The following is an 18160-nucleotide window of genomic DNA, read 5'->3' on the forward strand; positions in this document are numbered from 1 at the left end:
CATTTTTAATGAAGCTGTTTTTTTATACCCAAATGTCAGATTATCATGGCTGAAGAAGATAAAAATCAAAACCCGCAGTTAAATATAGAACTTGATGAAGCGACAGCTCAGGGGCAATATTCGAACCTTGCAATAATTAATCACTCTATTTCGGAGTTTGTGGTTGACTTTATAAATATTATGCCGGGCACTCCTAAGAGTAAAGTAAAGTCTCGAATAATTTTAACACCACAACATGCAAAACGTTTGGCAAAAGCCCTTCAGGAAAATGTGAAGCGTTTTGAGCAGGCTCATGGTGAAATCAAAGATTATGAGAAGCAACCCATTCCGTTGAATTTTGGTCCTACCGGTCAGGCCTAATTTTTAACCTTAAAAACTGAATTTGGGTGTTATTCTCAAATTCTATGCAGTATTTTAGAATCATAAATTTTAATTATACCTTATAAAAAAGAGGCTTTAAATCAAGCGATTTAAAGCCTCTTTTTTGTTTTTGTTAAGCTGTACTTATCTAAAGATTTTTGTTTTGATAAAAAGCTTTATTTTGATTAGAACTCAGAAACGAAGTGTAATTTGACATTGGGATACTTTTGCTGAGTCATCTGTAAGGTAAATGGCGAATCGGCAAAAAAGACCAATTGACCCCGTTTATCTTTGGCCATAAAACGCTGTTTTACGCGTAAAAACTCCTTAAATTCTTCACTTTTGGGATCTTTCGGCTCTACCCAGCAGGCTTTGTGCACGCTTAGGGGTTCATAAGTACATTTAGCCCCATATTCGTGTTCTAATCGGTATTGAATAACTTCATATTGAAGGGCTCCAACGGTTCCGATAACCTTTCTTCCATTTAATTCGAGCGTAAAAAGCTGAGCAACCCCTTCATCCATCAGCTGATCGATACCTTTTTCCAATTGCTTGGATTTCATAGGGTCAGCATTGTTGATGTATCTAAAATGCTCCGGTGAAAATGCAGGAATTCCCCTGTAATGTATTTCTTCCCCTTCAGTCAGGGTGTCACCTATTTTAAAATTTCCGGTATCGTGAAGTCCAACAATATCACCGGGATAGGAGATGTCAACGATTTCTTTCCGCTCCGCGAAAAAAGCATTTGGACTTGAAAACTTCATTTTTTTACCGTTTCTAACGTGTAAATAAGGGGTATTTCGCTCAAAAACTCCTGAAACTATTTTCACAAAAGCCAAACGATCCCGGTGTTTGGGGTCCATATTGGCGTGTATTTTAAATACAAAACCCGTAAAATCGTTTTCGTCTGGTTTAACGATACGTTCTTCACTTTCTTTAGGTCGTGGAGGAGGAGCTATACTGATAAAGCAGTCTAGCAGTTCGCGTACACCAAAATTGTTCAGTGCAGAACCAAAAAAAACAGGTTGTTGCTCAGCCTGAAGGTAGGCATTGCGATCAAAATTGGGATATACACCCGTCACCAGCTCCAGTTCATCGCGCAGGTTATCTGCCGATTTTTTACCTATGAGCTTATCAAGTTCCGGAGACTCAAGGTCTTCAATTTCAACGGTTTCTTCAATGTTTTTTCGACTATCTCCACTAAAGAGGTTTACATTTTTTTCCCAGATATTGTAAATCCCTTTGAAATCATAGCCCATCCCAATGGGAAAGCTTAAGGGGGTAACCGTTAGATTGAGTTTTTGCTCGATCTCATCGAGCAATTCAAAGGCATCTTTACCCTCACGATCCAGTTTATTGATGAACACAATCATGGGGATTTTACGCATCCTACAAACTTCTACCAGTTTTTCGGTCTGCTCCTCGACACCTTTCGCTACGTCAACAACAACAATTACGCTATCTACTGCAGTAAGTGTTCTAAAGGTATCTTCAGCGAAGTCTTTGTGGCCGGGGGTATCCAGGATATTGATTTTGGTGCCATTATATTCAAAAGCCAGTACCGAAGTAGCTACAGAAATACCTCGCTGACGCTCTATTTCCATAAAGTCGCTGGTAGCTCCTTTCTTGATTTTATTAGATTTTACGGCTCCTGCTTCCTGTATAGCTCCACCAAATAAGAGTAACTTTTCGGTTAGCGTGGTTTTACCTGCATCTGGATGCGATACAATACCGAAAGTACGTCTGCGGGCTATTTCTTTTTTGACATTCATTGGTCTCTTTTTAAGGCTCGCAAATATACTATTTAGAGTTTTATAAAATTATCTATGTAGGTAAAAGCTACATCATACTGTTAAAATGTATTAAAAACTGGCTAAAGCGCAACCTTCTGAAATACAGGCTTATGCTGCTGTGTCTTTTGGCTATATAAGTTTTGATTTTAACCAAAAGCCAAGGTAATGTTAAAGAAAACCTTAAGGGGCTATCTATATTTGTCTTAACCCAACTTTAACAAAATTACTAATTCATCGCTAAGCTTCATCCCCCCTTTATGAAGTTTGGTGTGGTTAAAGTTATTCTTATGAATCAGGGGCAATTTTTTTACAATCGGGATACAAATTCCTCTCATCTTTTCCCTTTTCATTATTTCGTTCTCAATATGAGGCTTTTAGGCCTTTGATGATCTGTGCAATGATGCGTTGTCATTTTCAAAAATGCTAATATGAAACAAAAAACTACTTTTCTAAAATTCGGAAATACCTATTTAAATCAGCTCACTTTGATCTTGATGCTGTTTATTTCCGGGGTCTCATTTTCTCAGGTTGCCGGTGTGTCTTTTCCTGACGGAGGTTTTAATATTGATGGTGATTTGGATTCAGATGCATCTACGGGAGACTGGCTTGGAACTCGTTCCAATAGCTATGTTTTTGATATATATCCTGCATTTCCGTTTGGTGATGCCTTGAGGGCCAGCCCTGTTACCGCTGTGTCAACATTTCGAGTCATAGATGCTTATGACGGGAATGATGATATTTTTCAGGGAGGCGGAAAATATACTGATGATCCTTCAACCTGGAAAGTAAATCCTAACGGGAAATCTGGGGGCAAGGGAGATATAAATAACGTTTTATTGCACGTTGGTCAGGATAATAATGGAGATCAGTGGGTAATTGTAGCCAGTGATCGTTTAGTTACTACAGGTACTAGCTATTTAGATTTTGAGTTTTTACAAAAGCCGCTAACCTATAATAATAACACTACAGGTTTTATAACTCAGGGTGTTGACGGGGGAAGAACCGTTGGTGATATCCTGATTTCGGTTTCCTACACCAATGGAGGATCACTCGCGACCGTAAGATATTACGAATGGGAAGTTGACGCAACTTCAGCTCTGGGTTATAATTATATTGAAAATACTTCGACGCTTCCTACCCGTTTTGGAGCAGGTAATATTGGGACTGTTTCTACGAATATAGGAGCATTTGGTGTTAATCAATATACCGCAAATCAATTTGTTGAAGCGGCAATAAATATTAGCGCCTTTTTTAATACAGGTGATCCTTGTGATGGGTTGACCATTGGAACAATTTTAGTGAAGACCAAATCGTCTGATGCAGATACAGCGGCATTAGACGATGTTGTTGCTCCTATACCTGTTCGATTAAATTTAGGTACAGCCGAAATTGATTATGCTGATGCAGATTTTTGCTCACCATCGGCAAGTGTAAATCTTTTAGGTGTGACGGGAGGAACTTTTAGTGCGTCACCTTCCGGACTTACAATTAATTCTTCAACCGGGGAAATCGATGTGGCTAACAGTAATTCGGGAACCTACACGGTTACCTATAGTTTTACAACCGGAACATGTCCTAAGTCGGTTAATACGACCGTTGTAATTCCTGAAACATCGCCTACGCCTACCACCATTAACCAGGATTTTTGCAAAAATACCGGAATAAAGAACTATAATGTTACAGCTACGCCAGGATATACTCTTAATTATTATGCTTCAAACGATCCGGCAGCTAATCCTTTAGCTACTGTTCCTACAGTAGATACCGACTCTGCGCCTGCAGGATTGTACACGGTATATGTAAGTCAGAATAAGGCAGGATCATGTGAAAGTGATCGTGTGCCTGTAAGTATTCAGGTTGCTTCAGCTTTGGTAGTTAGTGAAAATATAACGAATGTAGCTTGTTTTGAGGATTCGAATGGTGCTATTGATCTTTCGGTTTCGGGCGGAAGCGGTGCTTATGTGTTTGAATGGAAGGATTCTTCTAATACGGTTATTGCTGCCACTGAAGATGTGAGCGGATTGAAGGCGGGTACTTATACAGTAACTATTACTTCGGGTAGTTGTGTTTTTACTGAAGATTTTATTGTTGGTCAGCCATCTGCTGCTCTTTCTGTTGTTTCCACGGTAACCGATGTGCTTTGCTTTGATGATGCTACCGGTTCTATAGATATTTCGGTAAGTGGAGGAACAGCGCCATATACATACCTGTGGAGTACCGGATCCGATACTGAGGATATAAGCGGTCTTATCGCCGGCGGCTACAGTGTTCAGATTACCGATGCTAACGGTTGTATTTTGAATAGCGATGTTATTACGGTAGGCCAGCCATCTGCTACTCTTTCTGTTGTTTCCACGGTAACCGATGTGCTTTGCTTTGATGATGCCACCGGTTCTATAGATATTTCGGTAAGTGGAGGAACAGCGCCATATACATACCTGTGGAGTACCGGATCCGATACTGAGGATATAAGCGGTCTTATCGCCGGCGGCTACAGTGTTCAGATTACCGATGCTAACGGTTGTATTTTGAATAGCGATGTTATTACGGTAGGCCAGCCATCTGCTACTCTTTCTGTTGTTTCCACGGTAACCGATGTGCTTTGCTTTGATGATGCTACCGGTTCTATAGATATTTCGGTAAGTGGAGGAACAGCGCCATATACATACCTGTGGAGTACCGGATCCGATACTGAGGATATAAGCGGTCTTATCGCCGGCGGCTACAGTGTTCAGATTACCGATGCTAACGGTTGTATTTTGAATAGCGATGTTATTACGGTAGGCCAGCCATCTGCTACTCTTTCTGTTGTTTCCACGGTAACCGATGTGCTTTGCTTTGATGATGCTACCGGTTCTATAGATATTTCGGTAAGTGGAGGAACAGCGCCATATACATACCTGTGGAGTACCGGATCCGATACTGAGGATATAAGCGGTCTTATCGCCGGCGGCTACAGTGTTCAGATTACCGATGCTAACGGTTGTATTTTGAATAGCGATGTTATTACGGTAGGCCAGCCATCTGCTACTCTTTCTGTTGTTTCCACGGTAACCGATGTGCTTTGCTTTGATGATGCCACCGGTTCTATAGATATTTCGGTAAGTGGAGGAACAGCGCCATATACATACCTATGGAGTACCGGATCCGATACTGAGGATATAAGCGGTCTTATCGCCGGCGGCTACAGTGTTCAGATTACCGATGCTAACGGTTGTATTTTGAATAGCGATGTTATTACGGTAGGCCAGCCATCTGCTACTCTTTCTGTTGTTTCCACGGTAACCGATGTGCTTTGCTTTGATGATGCCACCGGTTCTATAGATATTTCGGTAAGTGGAGGAACAGCGCCATATACATACCTGTGGAGTACCGGATCCGATACTGAGGATATAAGCGGTCTTATCGCCGGCGGCTACAGTGTTCAGATTACCGATGCTAACGGTTGTATTTTGAATAGCGATGTTATTACGGTAGGCCAGCCATCTGCTACTCTTTCTGTTGTTTCCACGGTAACCGATGTGCTTTGCTTTGATGATGCTACCGGTTCTATAGATATTTCGGTAAGTGGAGGAACAGCGCCATATACATACCTATGGAGTACCGGATCCGATACTGAGGATATAAGCGGTCTTATCGCTGGCGGCTACAGTGTTCAGATTACCGATGCTAACGGTTGTATTTTGAATAGCGATGTTATTACGGTAGGCCAGCCATCTGCTACTCTTTCTGTTGTTTCCACGGTAACCGATGTGCTTTGCTTTGATGATGCTACCGGTTCTATAGATATTTCGGTAAGTGGAGGAACAGCGCCATACACATACCTGTGGAGTACCGGATCCGATACTGAGGATATAAGCGGTCTTATCGCCGGCGGCTACAGTGTTCAGATTACCGATGCTAACGGTTGTATTTTGAATAGCGATGTTATTACGGTAGGCCAGCCATCTGCTACTCTTTCTGTTGTTTCCACGGTAACCGATGTGCTTTGCTTTGATGATGCCACCGGTTCTATAGATATTTCGGTAAGTGGAGGAACAGCGCCATATACATACCTGTGGAGTACCGGATCCGATACTGAGGATATAAGCGGTCTTATCGCCGGCGGCTACAGTGTTCAGATTACCGATGCTAACGGTTGTATTTTGAATAGCGATGTTATTACGGTAGGCCAGCCATCTGCTACTCTTTCTGTTGTTTCCACGGTAACCGATGTGCTTTGCTTTGATGATGCTACCGGTTCTATAGATATTTCGGTAAGTGGAGGAACAGCGCCATACACATACCTGTGGAGTACCGGATCCGATACTGAGGATATAAGCGGTCTTATCGCCGGCGGCTACAGTGTTCAGATTACCGATGCTAACGGTTGTATTTTGAATAGCGATGTTATTACGGTAGGCCAGCCATCTGCTACTCTTTCTGTTGTTTCCACGGTAACCGATGTGCTTTGCTTTGATGATGCTACCGGTTCTATAGATATTTCGGTAAGTGGAGGAACAGCGCCATATACATACCTGTGGAGTACCGGATCCGATACTGAGGATATAAGCGGTCTTATCGCCGGCGGCTACAGTGTTCAGATTACCGATGCTAACGGTTGTATTTTGAATAGCGATGTTATTACGGTAGGCCAGCCATCTGCTACTCTTTCTGTTGTTTCCACGGTAACCGATGTGCTTTGCTTTGATGATGCTACCGGTTCTATAGATATTTCGGTAAGTGGAGGAACAGCGCCATATACATACCTGTGGAGTACCGGATCCGATACTGAGGATATAAGCGGTCTTATCGCCGGCGGCTACAGTGTTCAGATTACCGATGCTAACGGTTGTATTTTGAATAGCGATGTTATTACGGTAGGCCAGCCATCTGCTACTCTTTCTGTTGTTTCCACGGTAACCGATGTGCTTTGCTTTGATGATGCCACCGGTTCTATAGATATTTCGGTAAGTGGAGGAACAGCGCCATATACATACCTGTGGAGTACCGGATCCGATACTGAGGATATAAGCGGTCTTATCGCTGGCGGCTACAGTGTTCAGATTACCGATGCTAACGGTTGTATTTTGAATAGCGATGTTATTACGGTAGGCCAGCCATCTGCTACTCTTTCTGTTGTTTCCACGGTAACCGATGTGCTTTGCTTTGATGATGCTACCGGTTCTATAGATATTTCGGTAAGTGGAGGAACAGCGCCATACACATACCTGTGGAGTACCGGATCCGATACTGAGGATATAAGCGGTCTTATCGCTGGCGGCTACAGTGTTCAGATTACCGATGCTAACGGTTGTATTTTGAATAGCGATGTTATTACGGTAGGCCAGCCATCTGCTACTCTTTCTGTTGTTTCCACGGTAACCGATGTGCTTTGCTTTGATGATGCTACCGGTTCTATAGATATTTCGGTAAGTGGAGGAACAGCGCCATATACATACCTATGGAGTACCGGATCCGATACTGAGGATATAAGCGGTCTTATCGCCGGCGGCTACAGTGTTCAGATTACCGATGCTAACGGTTGTATTTTGAATAGCGATGTTATTACGGTAGGCCAGCCATCTGCTACTCTTTCTGTTGTTTCCACGGTAACCGATGTGCTTTGCTTTGATGATGCCACCGGTTCTATAGATATTTCGGTAAGTGGAGGAACAGCGCCATATACATACCTGTGGAGTACCGGATCCGATACTGAGGATATAAGCGGTCTTATCGCCGGCGGCTACAGTGTTCAGATTACCGATGCTAACGGTTGTATTTTGAATAGCGATGTTATTACGGTAGGCCAGCCATCTGCTACTCTTTCTGTTGTTTCCACGGTAACCGATGTGCTTTGCTTTGATGATGCTACCGGTTCTATAGATATTTCGGTAAGTGGAGGAACAGCGCCATATACATACCTATGGAGTACCGGATCCGATACTGAGGATATAAGCGGTCTTATCGCCGGCGGCTACAGTGTTCAGATTACCGATGCTAACGGTTGTATTTTGAATAGCGATGTTATTACGGTAGGCCAGCCATCTGCTACTCTTTCTGTTGTTTCCACGGTAACCGATGTGCTTTGCTTTGATGATGCCACCGGTTCTATAGATATTTCGGTAAGTGGAGGAACAGCGCCATATACATACCTGTGGAGTACCGGATCCGATACTGAGGATATAAGCGGTCTTATCGCCGGCGGCTACAGTGTTCAGATTACCGATGCTAACGGTTGTATTTTGAATAGCGATGTTATTACGGTAGGCCAGCCATCTGCTACTCTTTCTGTTGTTTCCACGGTAACCGATGTGCTTTGCTTTGATGATGCTACCGGTTCTATAGATATTTCGGTAAGTGGAGGAACAGCGCCATATACATACCTGTGGAGTACCGGATCCGATACTGAGGATATAAGCGGTCTTATCGCCGGCGGCTACAGTGTTCAGATTACCGATGCTAACGGTTGTATTTTGAATAGCGATGTTATTACGGTAGGCCAGCCATCTGCTACTCTTTCTGTTGTTTCCACGGTAACCGATGTGCTTTGCTTTGATGATGCTACCGGTTCTATAGATATTTCGGTAAGTGGAGGAACAGCGCCATATACATACCTGTGGAGTACCGGATCCGATACTGAGGATATAAGCGGTCTTATCGCCGGCGGCTACAGTGTTCAGATTACCGATGCTAACGGTTGTATTTTGAATAGCGATGTTATTACGGTAGGCCAGCCATCTGCTACTCTTTCTGTTGTTTCCACGGTAACCGATGTGCTTTGCTTTGATGATGCCACCGGTTCTATAGATATTTCGGTAAGTGGAGGAACAGCGCCATATACATACCTGTGGAGTACCGGATCCGATACTGAGGATATAAGCGGTCTTATCGCCGGCGGCTACAGTGTTCAGATTACCGATGCTAACGGTTGTATTTTGAATAGCGATGTTATTACGGTAGGCCAGCCATCTGCTACTCTTTCTGTTGTTTCCACGGTAACCGATGTGCTTTGCTTTGATGATGCTACCGGTTCTATAGATATTTCGGTAAGTGGAGGAACAGCGCCATATACATACCTGTGGAGTACCGGATCCGATACTGAGGATATAAGCGGTCTTATCGCCGGCGGCTACAGTGTTCAGATTACCGATGCTAACGGTTGTATTTTGAATAGCGATGTTATTACGGTAGGCCAGCCATCTGCTACTCTTTCTGTTGTTTCCACGGTAACCGATGTGCTTTGCTTTGATGATGCCACCGGTTCTATAGATATTTCGGTAAGTGGAGGAACAGCGCCATACACATACCTGTGGAGTACCGGATCCGATACTGAGGATATAAGCGGTCTTATCGCCGGCGGCTACAGTGTTCAGATTACCGATGCTAACGGTTGTATTTTGAATAGCGATGTTATTACGGTAGGCCAGCCATCTGCTACTCTTTCTGTTGTTTCCACGGTAACCGATGTGCTTTGCTTTGATGATGCCACCGGTTCTATAGATATTTCGGTAAGTGGAGGAACAGCGCCATATACATACCTGTGGAGTACCGGATCCGATACTGAGGATATAAGCGGTCTTATCGCCGGCGGCTACAGTGTTCAGATTACCGATGCTAACGGTTGTATTTTGAATAGCGATGTTATTACGGTAGGCCAGCCATCTGCTACTCTTTCTGTTGTTTCCACGGTAACCGATGTGCTTTGCTTTGATGATGCTACCGGTTCTATAGATATTTCGGTAAGTGGAGGAACAGCGCCATATACATACCTGTGGAGTACCGGATCCGATACTGAGGATATAAGCGGTCTTATCGCCGGCGGCTACAGTGTTCAGATTACCGATGCTAACGGTTGTATTTTGAATAGCGATGTTATTACGGTAGGCCAGCCATCTGCTACTCTTTCTGTTGTTTCCACGGTAACCGATGTGCTTTGCTTTGATGATGCCACCGGTTCTATAGATATTTCGGTAAGTGGAGGAACAGCGCCATATACATACCTATGGAGTACCGGATCCGATACTGAGGATATAAGCGGTCTTATCGCTGGCGGCTACAGTGTTCAGATTACCGATGCTAACGGTTGTATTTTGAATAGCGATGTTATTACGGTAGGCCAGCCATCTGCTACTCTTTCTGTTGTTTCCACGGTAACCGATGTGCTTTGCTTTGATGATGCCACCGGTTCTATAGATATTTCGGTAAGTGGAGGAACAGCGCCATATACATACCTATGGAGTACCGGATCCGATACTGAGGATATAAGCGGTCTTATCGCCGGCGGCTACAGTGTTCAGATTACCGATGCTAACGGTTGTATTTTGAATAGCGATGTTATTACGGTAGGCCAGCCATCTGCTACTCTTTCTGTTGTTTCCACGGTAACCGATGTGCTTTGCTTTGATGATGCTACCGGTTCTATAGATATTTCGGTAAGTGGAGGAACAGCGCCATATACATACCTGTGGAGTACCGGATCCGATACTGAGGATATAAGCGGTCTTATCGCCGGCGGCTACAGTGTTCAGATTACCGATGCTAACGGTTGTATTTTGAATAGCGATGTTATTACGGTAGGCCAGCCATCTGCTACTCTTTCTGTTGTTTCCACGGTAACCGATGTGCTTTGCTTTGATGATGCCACCGGTTCTATAGATATTTCGGTAAGTGGAGGAACAGCGCCATATACATACCTATGGAGTACCGGATCCGATACTGAGGATATAAGCGGTCTTATCGCTGGCGGCTACAGTGTTCAGATTACCGATGCTAACGGTTGTATTTTGAATAGCGATGTTATTACGGTAGGCCAGCCATCTGCTACTCTTTCTGTTGTTTCCACGGTAACCGATGTGCTTTGCTTTGATGATGCCACCGGTTCTATAGATATTTCGGTAAGTGGAGGAACAGCGCCATATACATACCTATGGAGTACCGGATCCGATACTGAGGATATAAGCGGTCTTATCGCCGGCGGCTACAGTGTTCAGATTACCGATGCTAACGGTTGTATTTTGAATAGCGATGTTATTACGGTAGGCCAGCCATCTGCTACTCTTTCTGTTGTTTCCACGGTAACCGATGTGCTTTGCTTTGATGATGCTACCGGTTCTATAGATATTTCGGTAAGTGGAGGAACAGCGCCATATACATACCTGTGGAGTACCGGATCCGATACTGAGGATATAAGCGGTCTTATCGCCGGCGGCTACAGTGTTCAGATTACCGATGCTAACGGTTGTATTTTGAATAGCGATGTTATTACGGTAGGCCAGCCATCTGCTACTCTTTCTGTTGTTTCCACGGTAACCGATGTGCTTTGCTTTGATGATGCCACCGGTTCTATAGATATTTCGGTAAGTGGAGGAACAGCGCCATATGCATACCTATGGAGTAATGGAGCCATTACCGAGGATCTTTCCGGTCTTGATGCTGGCATTTATACTGTAACGATAACAGATGCCAATGGTTGTGAGACTACAGCCAGAGCAGAGGTAACCCAGCCGGATGTACTAACAGCTTCAGCATTAGGCAGCCGTGAGACCTGTAATGAGGATAATGATGGAGGTGTAGACCTAACTGTATCCGGAGGAACAGCGCCATATACATACCTATGGAGTAATGGAGCCATTACCGAGGATCTTTCCGGTCTTGATGCTGGCATTTATACTGTAACGATAACAGATGCCAATGGTTGTGAGACTACAGCCAGAGCAGAGGTAACCCAGCCGGATGTACTAACAGCTTCAGCATTAGGCAGCCGTGAGACCTGTAATGAGGATAATGATGGAGGTGTAGACCTAACTGTATCCGGAGGAACAGCGCCATATACATACCTATGGAGTAATGGAGCCATTACCGAGGATCTTTCCGGTCTTGATGCTGGCATTTATACTGTAACGATAACAGATGCCAATGGTTGTGAGACTACAGCCAGAGCAGAGGTAACCCAGCCGGATGTACTAACAGCTTCAGCATTAGGCAGCCGTGAGACCTGTAATGAGGATAATGATGGAGGTGTAGACCTAACTGTATCCGGAGGAACAGCGCCATATACATACCTATGGAGTAATGGAGCCATTACCGAGGATCTTTCCGGTCTTGATGCTGGCATTTATACTGTAACGATAACAGATGCCAATGGTTGTGAGACTACAGCCAGAGCAGAGGTAACCCAGCCGGATGTACTAACAGCTTCAGCATTAGGCAGCCGTGAGACCTGTAATGAGGATAATGATGGAGGTGTAGACCTAACTGTATCCGGAGGAACAGCGCCATATACATACCTATGGAGTAATGGAGCCATTACCGAGGATCTTTCCGGTCTTGATGCTGGCATTTATACTGTAACGATAACAGATGCCAATGGTTGTGAGACTACAGCCAGAGCAGAGGTAACCCAGCCGGATGTACTAACAGCTTCAGCATTAGGCAGCCGTGAGACCTGTAATGAGGATAATGATGGAGGTGTAGACCTAACTGTATCCGGAGGAACAGCGCCATATACATACCTATGGAGTAATGGAGCCATTACCGAGGATCTTTCCGGTCTTGATGCTGGCATTTATACTGTAACGATAACAGATGCCAATGGTTGTGAGACTACAGCCAGAGCAGAGGTAACCCAGCCGGATGTACTAACAGCTTCAGCATTAGGCAGCCGTGAGACCTGTAATGAGGATAATGATGGAGGTGTAGACCTAACTGTATCCGGAGGAACAGCGCCATATACATACCTATGGAGTAATGGAGCCATTACCGAGGATCTTTCCGGTCTTGATGCTGGTATTTATACTGTAACGGTAACAGATGCCAATGGTTGTGAGACTACAGCCAGAGCAGAGGTAACCCAGCCGGATGTAGTTTTAGCCCCTGTAAGCGTTGGCGATCAGGAAGTGTGTGAAACGGGGCCAATTGAGACTTTGACTGCCTTAGCGACGGTTCCTGATGGATTTAATGTTGTATGGTACACTGCAGCAGAAGGTGGTGATGTAGTGGCAGATCCTGTTTTGAGTGATGTAGGTAGTGTAACCTACTATGCAGAGTCTGTAAATATTCAGACCGGTTGTGTGAGCTTATCCAGAACTCCGGTTACTTTAAGTATTTGTAATAATTCACAAATAAGCCTAATCAAAACAAGTGTTCTTGGAGACGAGAATGGAGATGGATTTGCGCAGGCCGGCGAAACAATTGTTTACACATTTACAGTAACCAATACTGGTAATGCTAGGGTTTCAGATATTTCGATTGATGATGCTAAGTTGGCTTTAGCAGATTTGGTTATTGAACCGTCAACATTGGCTCCTGGAGAATCTGGAGTTGCTACTGCAACCTATACCATTACTCAGGCAGATATCGATGCAAGACGTGTTACCAACACGGCTCTTGCTACCGGAACAGATCCTTTTGATAATGAAGTGACCGACGTATCCGATAATGGTGATGAAACAGCAGATGATGATGGTAATGGAGATCCTGCAGATGATCCTACAGTGACCGACTTACCTGCTTTAAGTTCACTTAGCGCCGAAAAATCAGTAACCTTTAGTGATGAGAATGGAAACCTGGCAACAGATGTTGGTGAGACTTTGATTTACACCTTCAGTATAACCAATACCGGAAATACCACGCTATATGACATTTTAATTGAAGACCCGTTGGTTGAAGTAATTGGAGGTCCGATTGATTTGGCTCCCGGGGCAACAGATAGTTCGACGTTTACGGCGGTGTACACAATTACGGCTGAGGATATTGCAAATCAACAGGTTATTAATCAGGCATTAGTTAGTGCATCTACAGCTGGTGGTGACCTTGTGGAAGATTTAACCGATGATCCTGATAACCCTGCAGATGTGGATGCGAATGGAGATGGGGAACCCGATGATCCAACGGTCTATCAGGTAACCGGAGTATTGGCTCAGGAGGATATTGAGATCTTCAACTTTGTAACTCCTAATGACGATGGATTTAATGATTATTTCCAGATTGAGAATATTGAGAATTTCCCGAATAGGGTTCAGGTATTTAATAAATGGGGAGTCCAGGTTTTTGAGACCAGAGATTACAATCCGGATACCGGTAATGTATTCAGGGGGTATTCTGACGCACGTGCTACGGTAAACCGGTCTTTGAAATTGCCTTCAGGTACGTACTTCTATATTATAAACTATGAACGCGAACCTGGTGATATGCGTAATGTTGCGGGCTATTTATACATTAACTAATCAACGGGAAATGATAAACATTAAAAAGCATTTTGTAATGAAGACTACATTAAAAATATTTCTTATTGCTTTGACGTCTTTGACTTTCCTGAAACAGGAGTCGGTGTACGCTCAGCAAGATCCTCAATACACGCAGTATATCTATAATCCTTTGGTGATTAATCCTGCATACGCAGGAAACCGCGGAAGGACTTCAATACTGCTTCTGCATCGCAGCCAGTGGGTGGGTCTTGATGGAGCGCCAAGAACGCAAAATCTATCAGTGCATAGTCCAATTGGTTTAGGTAAAGTAGGTTTGGGTTTTAGCCTGGTAAATGATGCATTAGGACCAGCAAGAGAAACAAATTTCAGTGCAGATTTCAGTTATACTATTGAGACCGGAGTAGAAGGTAAACTGAGCTTTGGTTTAAAAGGGACCTTAAATCTTTTAGATGTGGATTTTAACAGAACAAATCCTTTTAATCTAAATGATCCATTGCTTCAAAATATAGATAATAAACTTTCGCCCAACGTTGGAGTAGGTCTCTTCTATCACGATGACCGGTTTTATGCAGGTATTTCTGCACCCGGTTTATTACAAACCGATCATTTTGATAGAAGTGGGGCTAACTCTGCAGCTAGTTTTATAGCCGAAGAGCGTATTCATTATTACGGTCTTGCGGGTTACGTTTTTGAGCTCAGCCCAACTACTAAATTTAAGCCGTCAACCCTTGTGAAAATGGTAGCCGGAGCGCCACTTGCTGTAGATGTTAATGCTAATTTTTTATTCTACGATAAGCTTACGCTAGGAGCGTCTTACCGCTGGAGCGCGGCTTTGAGTGGCTTGGTTGGTTTTCAGATTTCAGACTCCATGCTTGTAGGTTTTGCTTATGATCGGGAAAGTACAGACTTAGGTAATGCAACCTATAACGACGGTACTTATGAAGTCTTTTTGAGATTTGAACTGTTTAAAGAATACAATCGCATGGTTACACCACGCTTCTTCTAAAAAATAAGGTTTTATGAAACATATATTACTTTTTCTAACGTTTGCCTTAGCCTTAATAAGTTTTGACGTCAATGCTCAGGAGCGTGAATTGGAACGAGCCAATAAAAAGTTTGATCAGTACGCGTTTGTAGATTCTCAAAAGATTTATTTGAAAGTTGCAGAAGAAGGCTATGCTTCTGCAGAGCTTTTCGGGAAATTGGGAGACAGTTTTTATTACAATGCAGATTATGCTGAAGCGGCACAGTGGTATGGTAAACTTGTTGAAGCCTATGCAGATCAGGTTACGCCGGAGCAGTATTTTAGATATGCCCAAAGCCTTCGCGCAATAGAGCGTTACGATACTTCCTTAGAAATGATAGCTCTTTATAAAGCAGGCACATCAGGAGGAGATGAGCAGATTTACGAAAACGGTGGTGGTCAGAATTATGTAGCAGGGACTTATTCAGTTGAAAAATTGGGTATAAATAAAACAGGTTATTCTGATTTTGGGGCTGCTTATTACGGGGAACAGATTTTATTTGCTTCCACCCGGGATACCGGTGTTTTTTCAACCCGTATTCATTTATGGAATAAACAGCCGTTTTTAGATTTATATACCGCAGATGTACAATCAGGAAAGGTTACAAATGTTCAAAAGCTTACCGGTCCTGTCAATACGCCCTACCACGAGAGTAATGCGGTACTAAATGCTGATGGGACGAGATTGTACTTTACCCGTAACAACTACTCTAAGGAACAGTTTAAAACTTCAAAGAATAACACCAATAAGCTGAAGATTTACGTGTCTGCAAGAAATGACAGTAGTTCAGAATGGGGTGAGGCTAAAGAATTGCCTATTAACAGCGATGAGTTTTCCACATCTCACCCTGCTTTAAGTCCTGATGGCAAGACCCTTTACTTTGCTTCAGACCGCCCGGGAGGATATGGAGAATCTGATTTATGGAGCGTTAGTCTGGAAGGAGATACCATACTGGGAGAGCCTTCTAATCTGGGGCCTACGGTTAATACTCCGGGTCGTGATGGATTTCCATATGTGTCCCAGCTGGGTTTGCTGTATTTTAGTTCAGACGGTAGAGCCGGCCTGGGGGGATTGGATGTTTTCGTCCTCAACGAGAATAAAATACAAACACTGGGATCTCCCATAAACTCTACCTCAGATGATTTTGCATTTGTAATAAATGAGTCAGACAATACAGGGTATTTGAGTTCTAATCGAGCTAATGATCCTCTTGATGATGATATATACAGTTTTCTCAAGCAACCCTGTGAGACTATGCTAACTGTAACTATTATTGATGATGTGACTAAGAAAGTATTAAGCCAAGCGCAGGTTGAGATTCGTAATGAGCAAAACGAAATTTTAAATAGCGGCTTAACCTCCGGTATGGGTGAGTATAGCTTTAATCAAATACCTTGTGGGGATGTCTATTTTGTACGTGCAAGTAAAGAAGGTTACAGTACAGAGGAGCAAAGCATAGAAGTGTCTGAAGATGAGGAGGAAATCACTATGGCATTAATTCCTGAAAAAATTGAAGCAGGCTTTGATCTGGCTGTGCTTATAGAGCCTATTTATTTCGATTTTGACAAGTCAAATATAAGGCCTGATGCCGCGGTGGAGTTGCAGAAAATTATCCAGATTTTAAAAGAGTATCCTGGCCTGCGCATAGATGTACGTTCCCATACTGATAGCAGAGGTGATGATGATTACAACATGGCCCTGTCTCAGCGAAGAAATGAATCTACCATTCAATATATCATCGAGGAGGGCGGCATCAGTGCAGACCGAATTTCGGGGAGAGGTTATGGAGAGTCACAATTATTAAATGAATGCAGTAACGGGGTAGCCTGTTCAGAGGAGCAGCATCAATTAAATCGACGAAGTCAATTTATAGTACTTGACAATTAAGTCATGCTTAAAAAGGCACTTTTTTGGTCGTATAAATAGGCTAAAACTGCTTAAAGAATGGCTTCTAAGTAATTGATTATTAAAATAATGTAGGATTTTTTAAACCCGTTTCTTACAATTGAATGGTGAAAGTATAGATTTGTGGGGTGGTTTTGTGTATTACATCTAAAATAATATGCCTACGCTGAAAAAGTATGCGTTGATATATATATTTGTCATACCCAACTTAATAACGTTCACACCCCTTAAATGCAGTAAATATGCTTTAATAGCGTGTATGAAATAATTTATTATGATGGGTGCTTTCTCTTCCAGACAGTGTCTTGTCGTTTTAAAGTTTCGAATTATATTTATTTTATCAACTCTGATTAAAGGAGGTGATTTTTAGTACAACCCAATTTCAAATAATGCCCCAATGAAAAATTTTTACAATGCAGCTTTAATGCTTGTTGTTTTTTTTGCTTTTCAAATTAGTGCCTTTTCGCAAAAAGAACATGGCTCAAAGAGTTCAGATAACTCTAAAAACGTAGAACTCGCTTTCTATAAAAATACAGATGATCCTATAACGGCAGAAACTGTAGATTATTTTGTTGAACTGACAAATAATTCCGGTAAGCCACAAGTATTTCAAATACGTGGTGAAATGATTTCTTGTGATGACGCTTCTCTGGAATCATCAGATGTAAAATTTGAAATCTTAGATAAAAATGGAGCTCCGCTGAAATTAATTAAGACTTCAGAAAACCAAAGGGTTCAATTTATCGTAAGAACAACAAAACCACAATTGAACAAAACCTCGTGGAGCTGTATTCAGATTCACGCAAAGTCTGACTCTTCTTCACAACAGAATTTTGCTTCTATCTTAATAAAGCAACTTAACCCTGGCGCAAGCAACTTCAAATAATCA

General features: G+C 42.9%; 6 protein-coding genes. 5 read left to right on the top strand and 1 reads right to left on the bottom strand.

Annotated elements, in window-relative coordinates; genetic code table 11:
- Positions 1 to 45: 45 nt before the first annotated feature.
- Positions 46 to 360 (top strand): DUF3467 domain-containing protein, encoded by a 315-nt coding sequence (locus ACSSS3_RS11585; protein WP_099646975.1) that lies wholly within the window; start codon positions 46 to 48, stop codon positions 358 to 360.
- A gap of 185 nt (positions 361 to 545) precedes the next feature.
- Here the strand turns inward: ACSSS3_RS11585 and ACSSS3_RS11590 are convergent, their stop codons facing one another.
- Positions 546 to 2132, bottom strand: coding sequence for a peptide chain release factor 3 (locus tag ACSSS3_RS11590; RefSeq protein WP_228231102.1), 1587 nt, complete (start codon positions 2130 to 2132; stop codon positions 546 to 548).
- Between the two features lie 449 nt (positions 2133 to 2581).
- On the opposite strand from ACSSS3_RS11590, the gene ACSSS3_RS11595 reads away from it, so the two are divergent.
- From ACSSS3_RS11595 to ACSSS3_RS11610, 4 genes are all read left to right on the top strand, one after another.
- Positions 2582 to 14359, top strand: coding sequence for a DUF7507 domain-containing protein (locus tag ACSSS3_RS11595; protein WP_442844742.1), 11778 nt, complete (start codon positions 2582 to 2584; stop codon positions 14357 to 14359).
- Between the two features lie 37 nt (positions 14360 to 14396).
- Positions 14397 to 15347: a PorP/SprF family type IX secretion system membrane protein gene (locus ACSSS3_RS11600; RefSeq protein WP_442844743.1), complete on the top strand. Its 951-nt coding sequence runs from the start codon at positions 14397 to 14399 to the stop codon at positions 15345 to 15347.
- Positions 15348 to 15360: 13 nt separating this feature from the next.
- Complete coding sequence (locus tag ACSSS3_RS11605; RefSeq protein ID WP_442844744.1) at positions 15361 to 17253, top strand: OmpA family protein; 1893 nt, start codon at positions 15361 to 15363, stop codon at positions 17251 to 17253.
- Between the two features lie 415 nt (positions 17254 to 17668).
- Complete coding sequence (locus ACSSS3_RS11610; RefSeq protein ID WP_442844745.1) at positions 17669 to 18157, top strand: hypothetical protein; 489 nt, start codon at positions 17669 to 17671, stop codon at positions 18155 to 18157.
- Positions 18158 to 18160 lie beyond the last annotated feature (3 nt).

The sequence above is a fragment of the Leeuwenhoekiella sp. H156 genome (genome assembly GCF_052218455.1).
GTDB classification, from domain to species: domain Bacteria; phylum Bacteroidota; class Bacteroidia; order Flavobacteriales; family Flavobacteriaceae; genus Leeuwenhoekiella; species Leeuwenhoekiella parthenopeia.

Excerpts from the sequence above, each read along its gene's own strand:
- ACSSS3_RS11595 (WP_442844742.1), top strand. The coding sequence starts at position 2,582 with ATGAAACAAAAAACTACTTTTCTAAAATTCGGAAATACCTATTTAAAT.
- ACSSS3_RS11610 (WP_442844745.1), top strand. The coding sequence starts at position 17,669 with ATGAAAAATTTTTACAATGCAGCTTTAATGCTTGTTGTTTTTTTTGCT.
- ACSSS3_RS11600 (WP_442844743.1), top strand. The coding sequence starts at position 14,397 with ATGAAGACTACATTAAAAATATTTCTTATTGCTTTGACGTCTTTGACT.
- ACSSS3_RS11590 (WP_228231102.1), bottom strand. The coding sequence starts at position 2,132 with ATGAATGTCAAAAAAGAAATAGCCCGCAGACGTACTTTCGGTATTGTA.
- ACSSS3_RS11585 (WP_099646975.1), top strand. The coding sequence starts at position 46 with ATGGCTGAAGAAGATAAAAATCAAAACCCGCAGTTAAATATAGAACTT.
- ACSSS3_RS11605 (WP_442844744.1), top strand. The coding sequence starts at position 15,361 with ATGAAACATATATTACTTTTTCTAACGTTTGCCTTAGCCTTAATAAGT.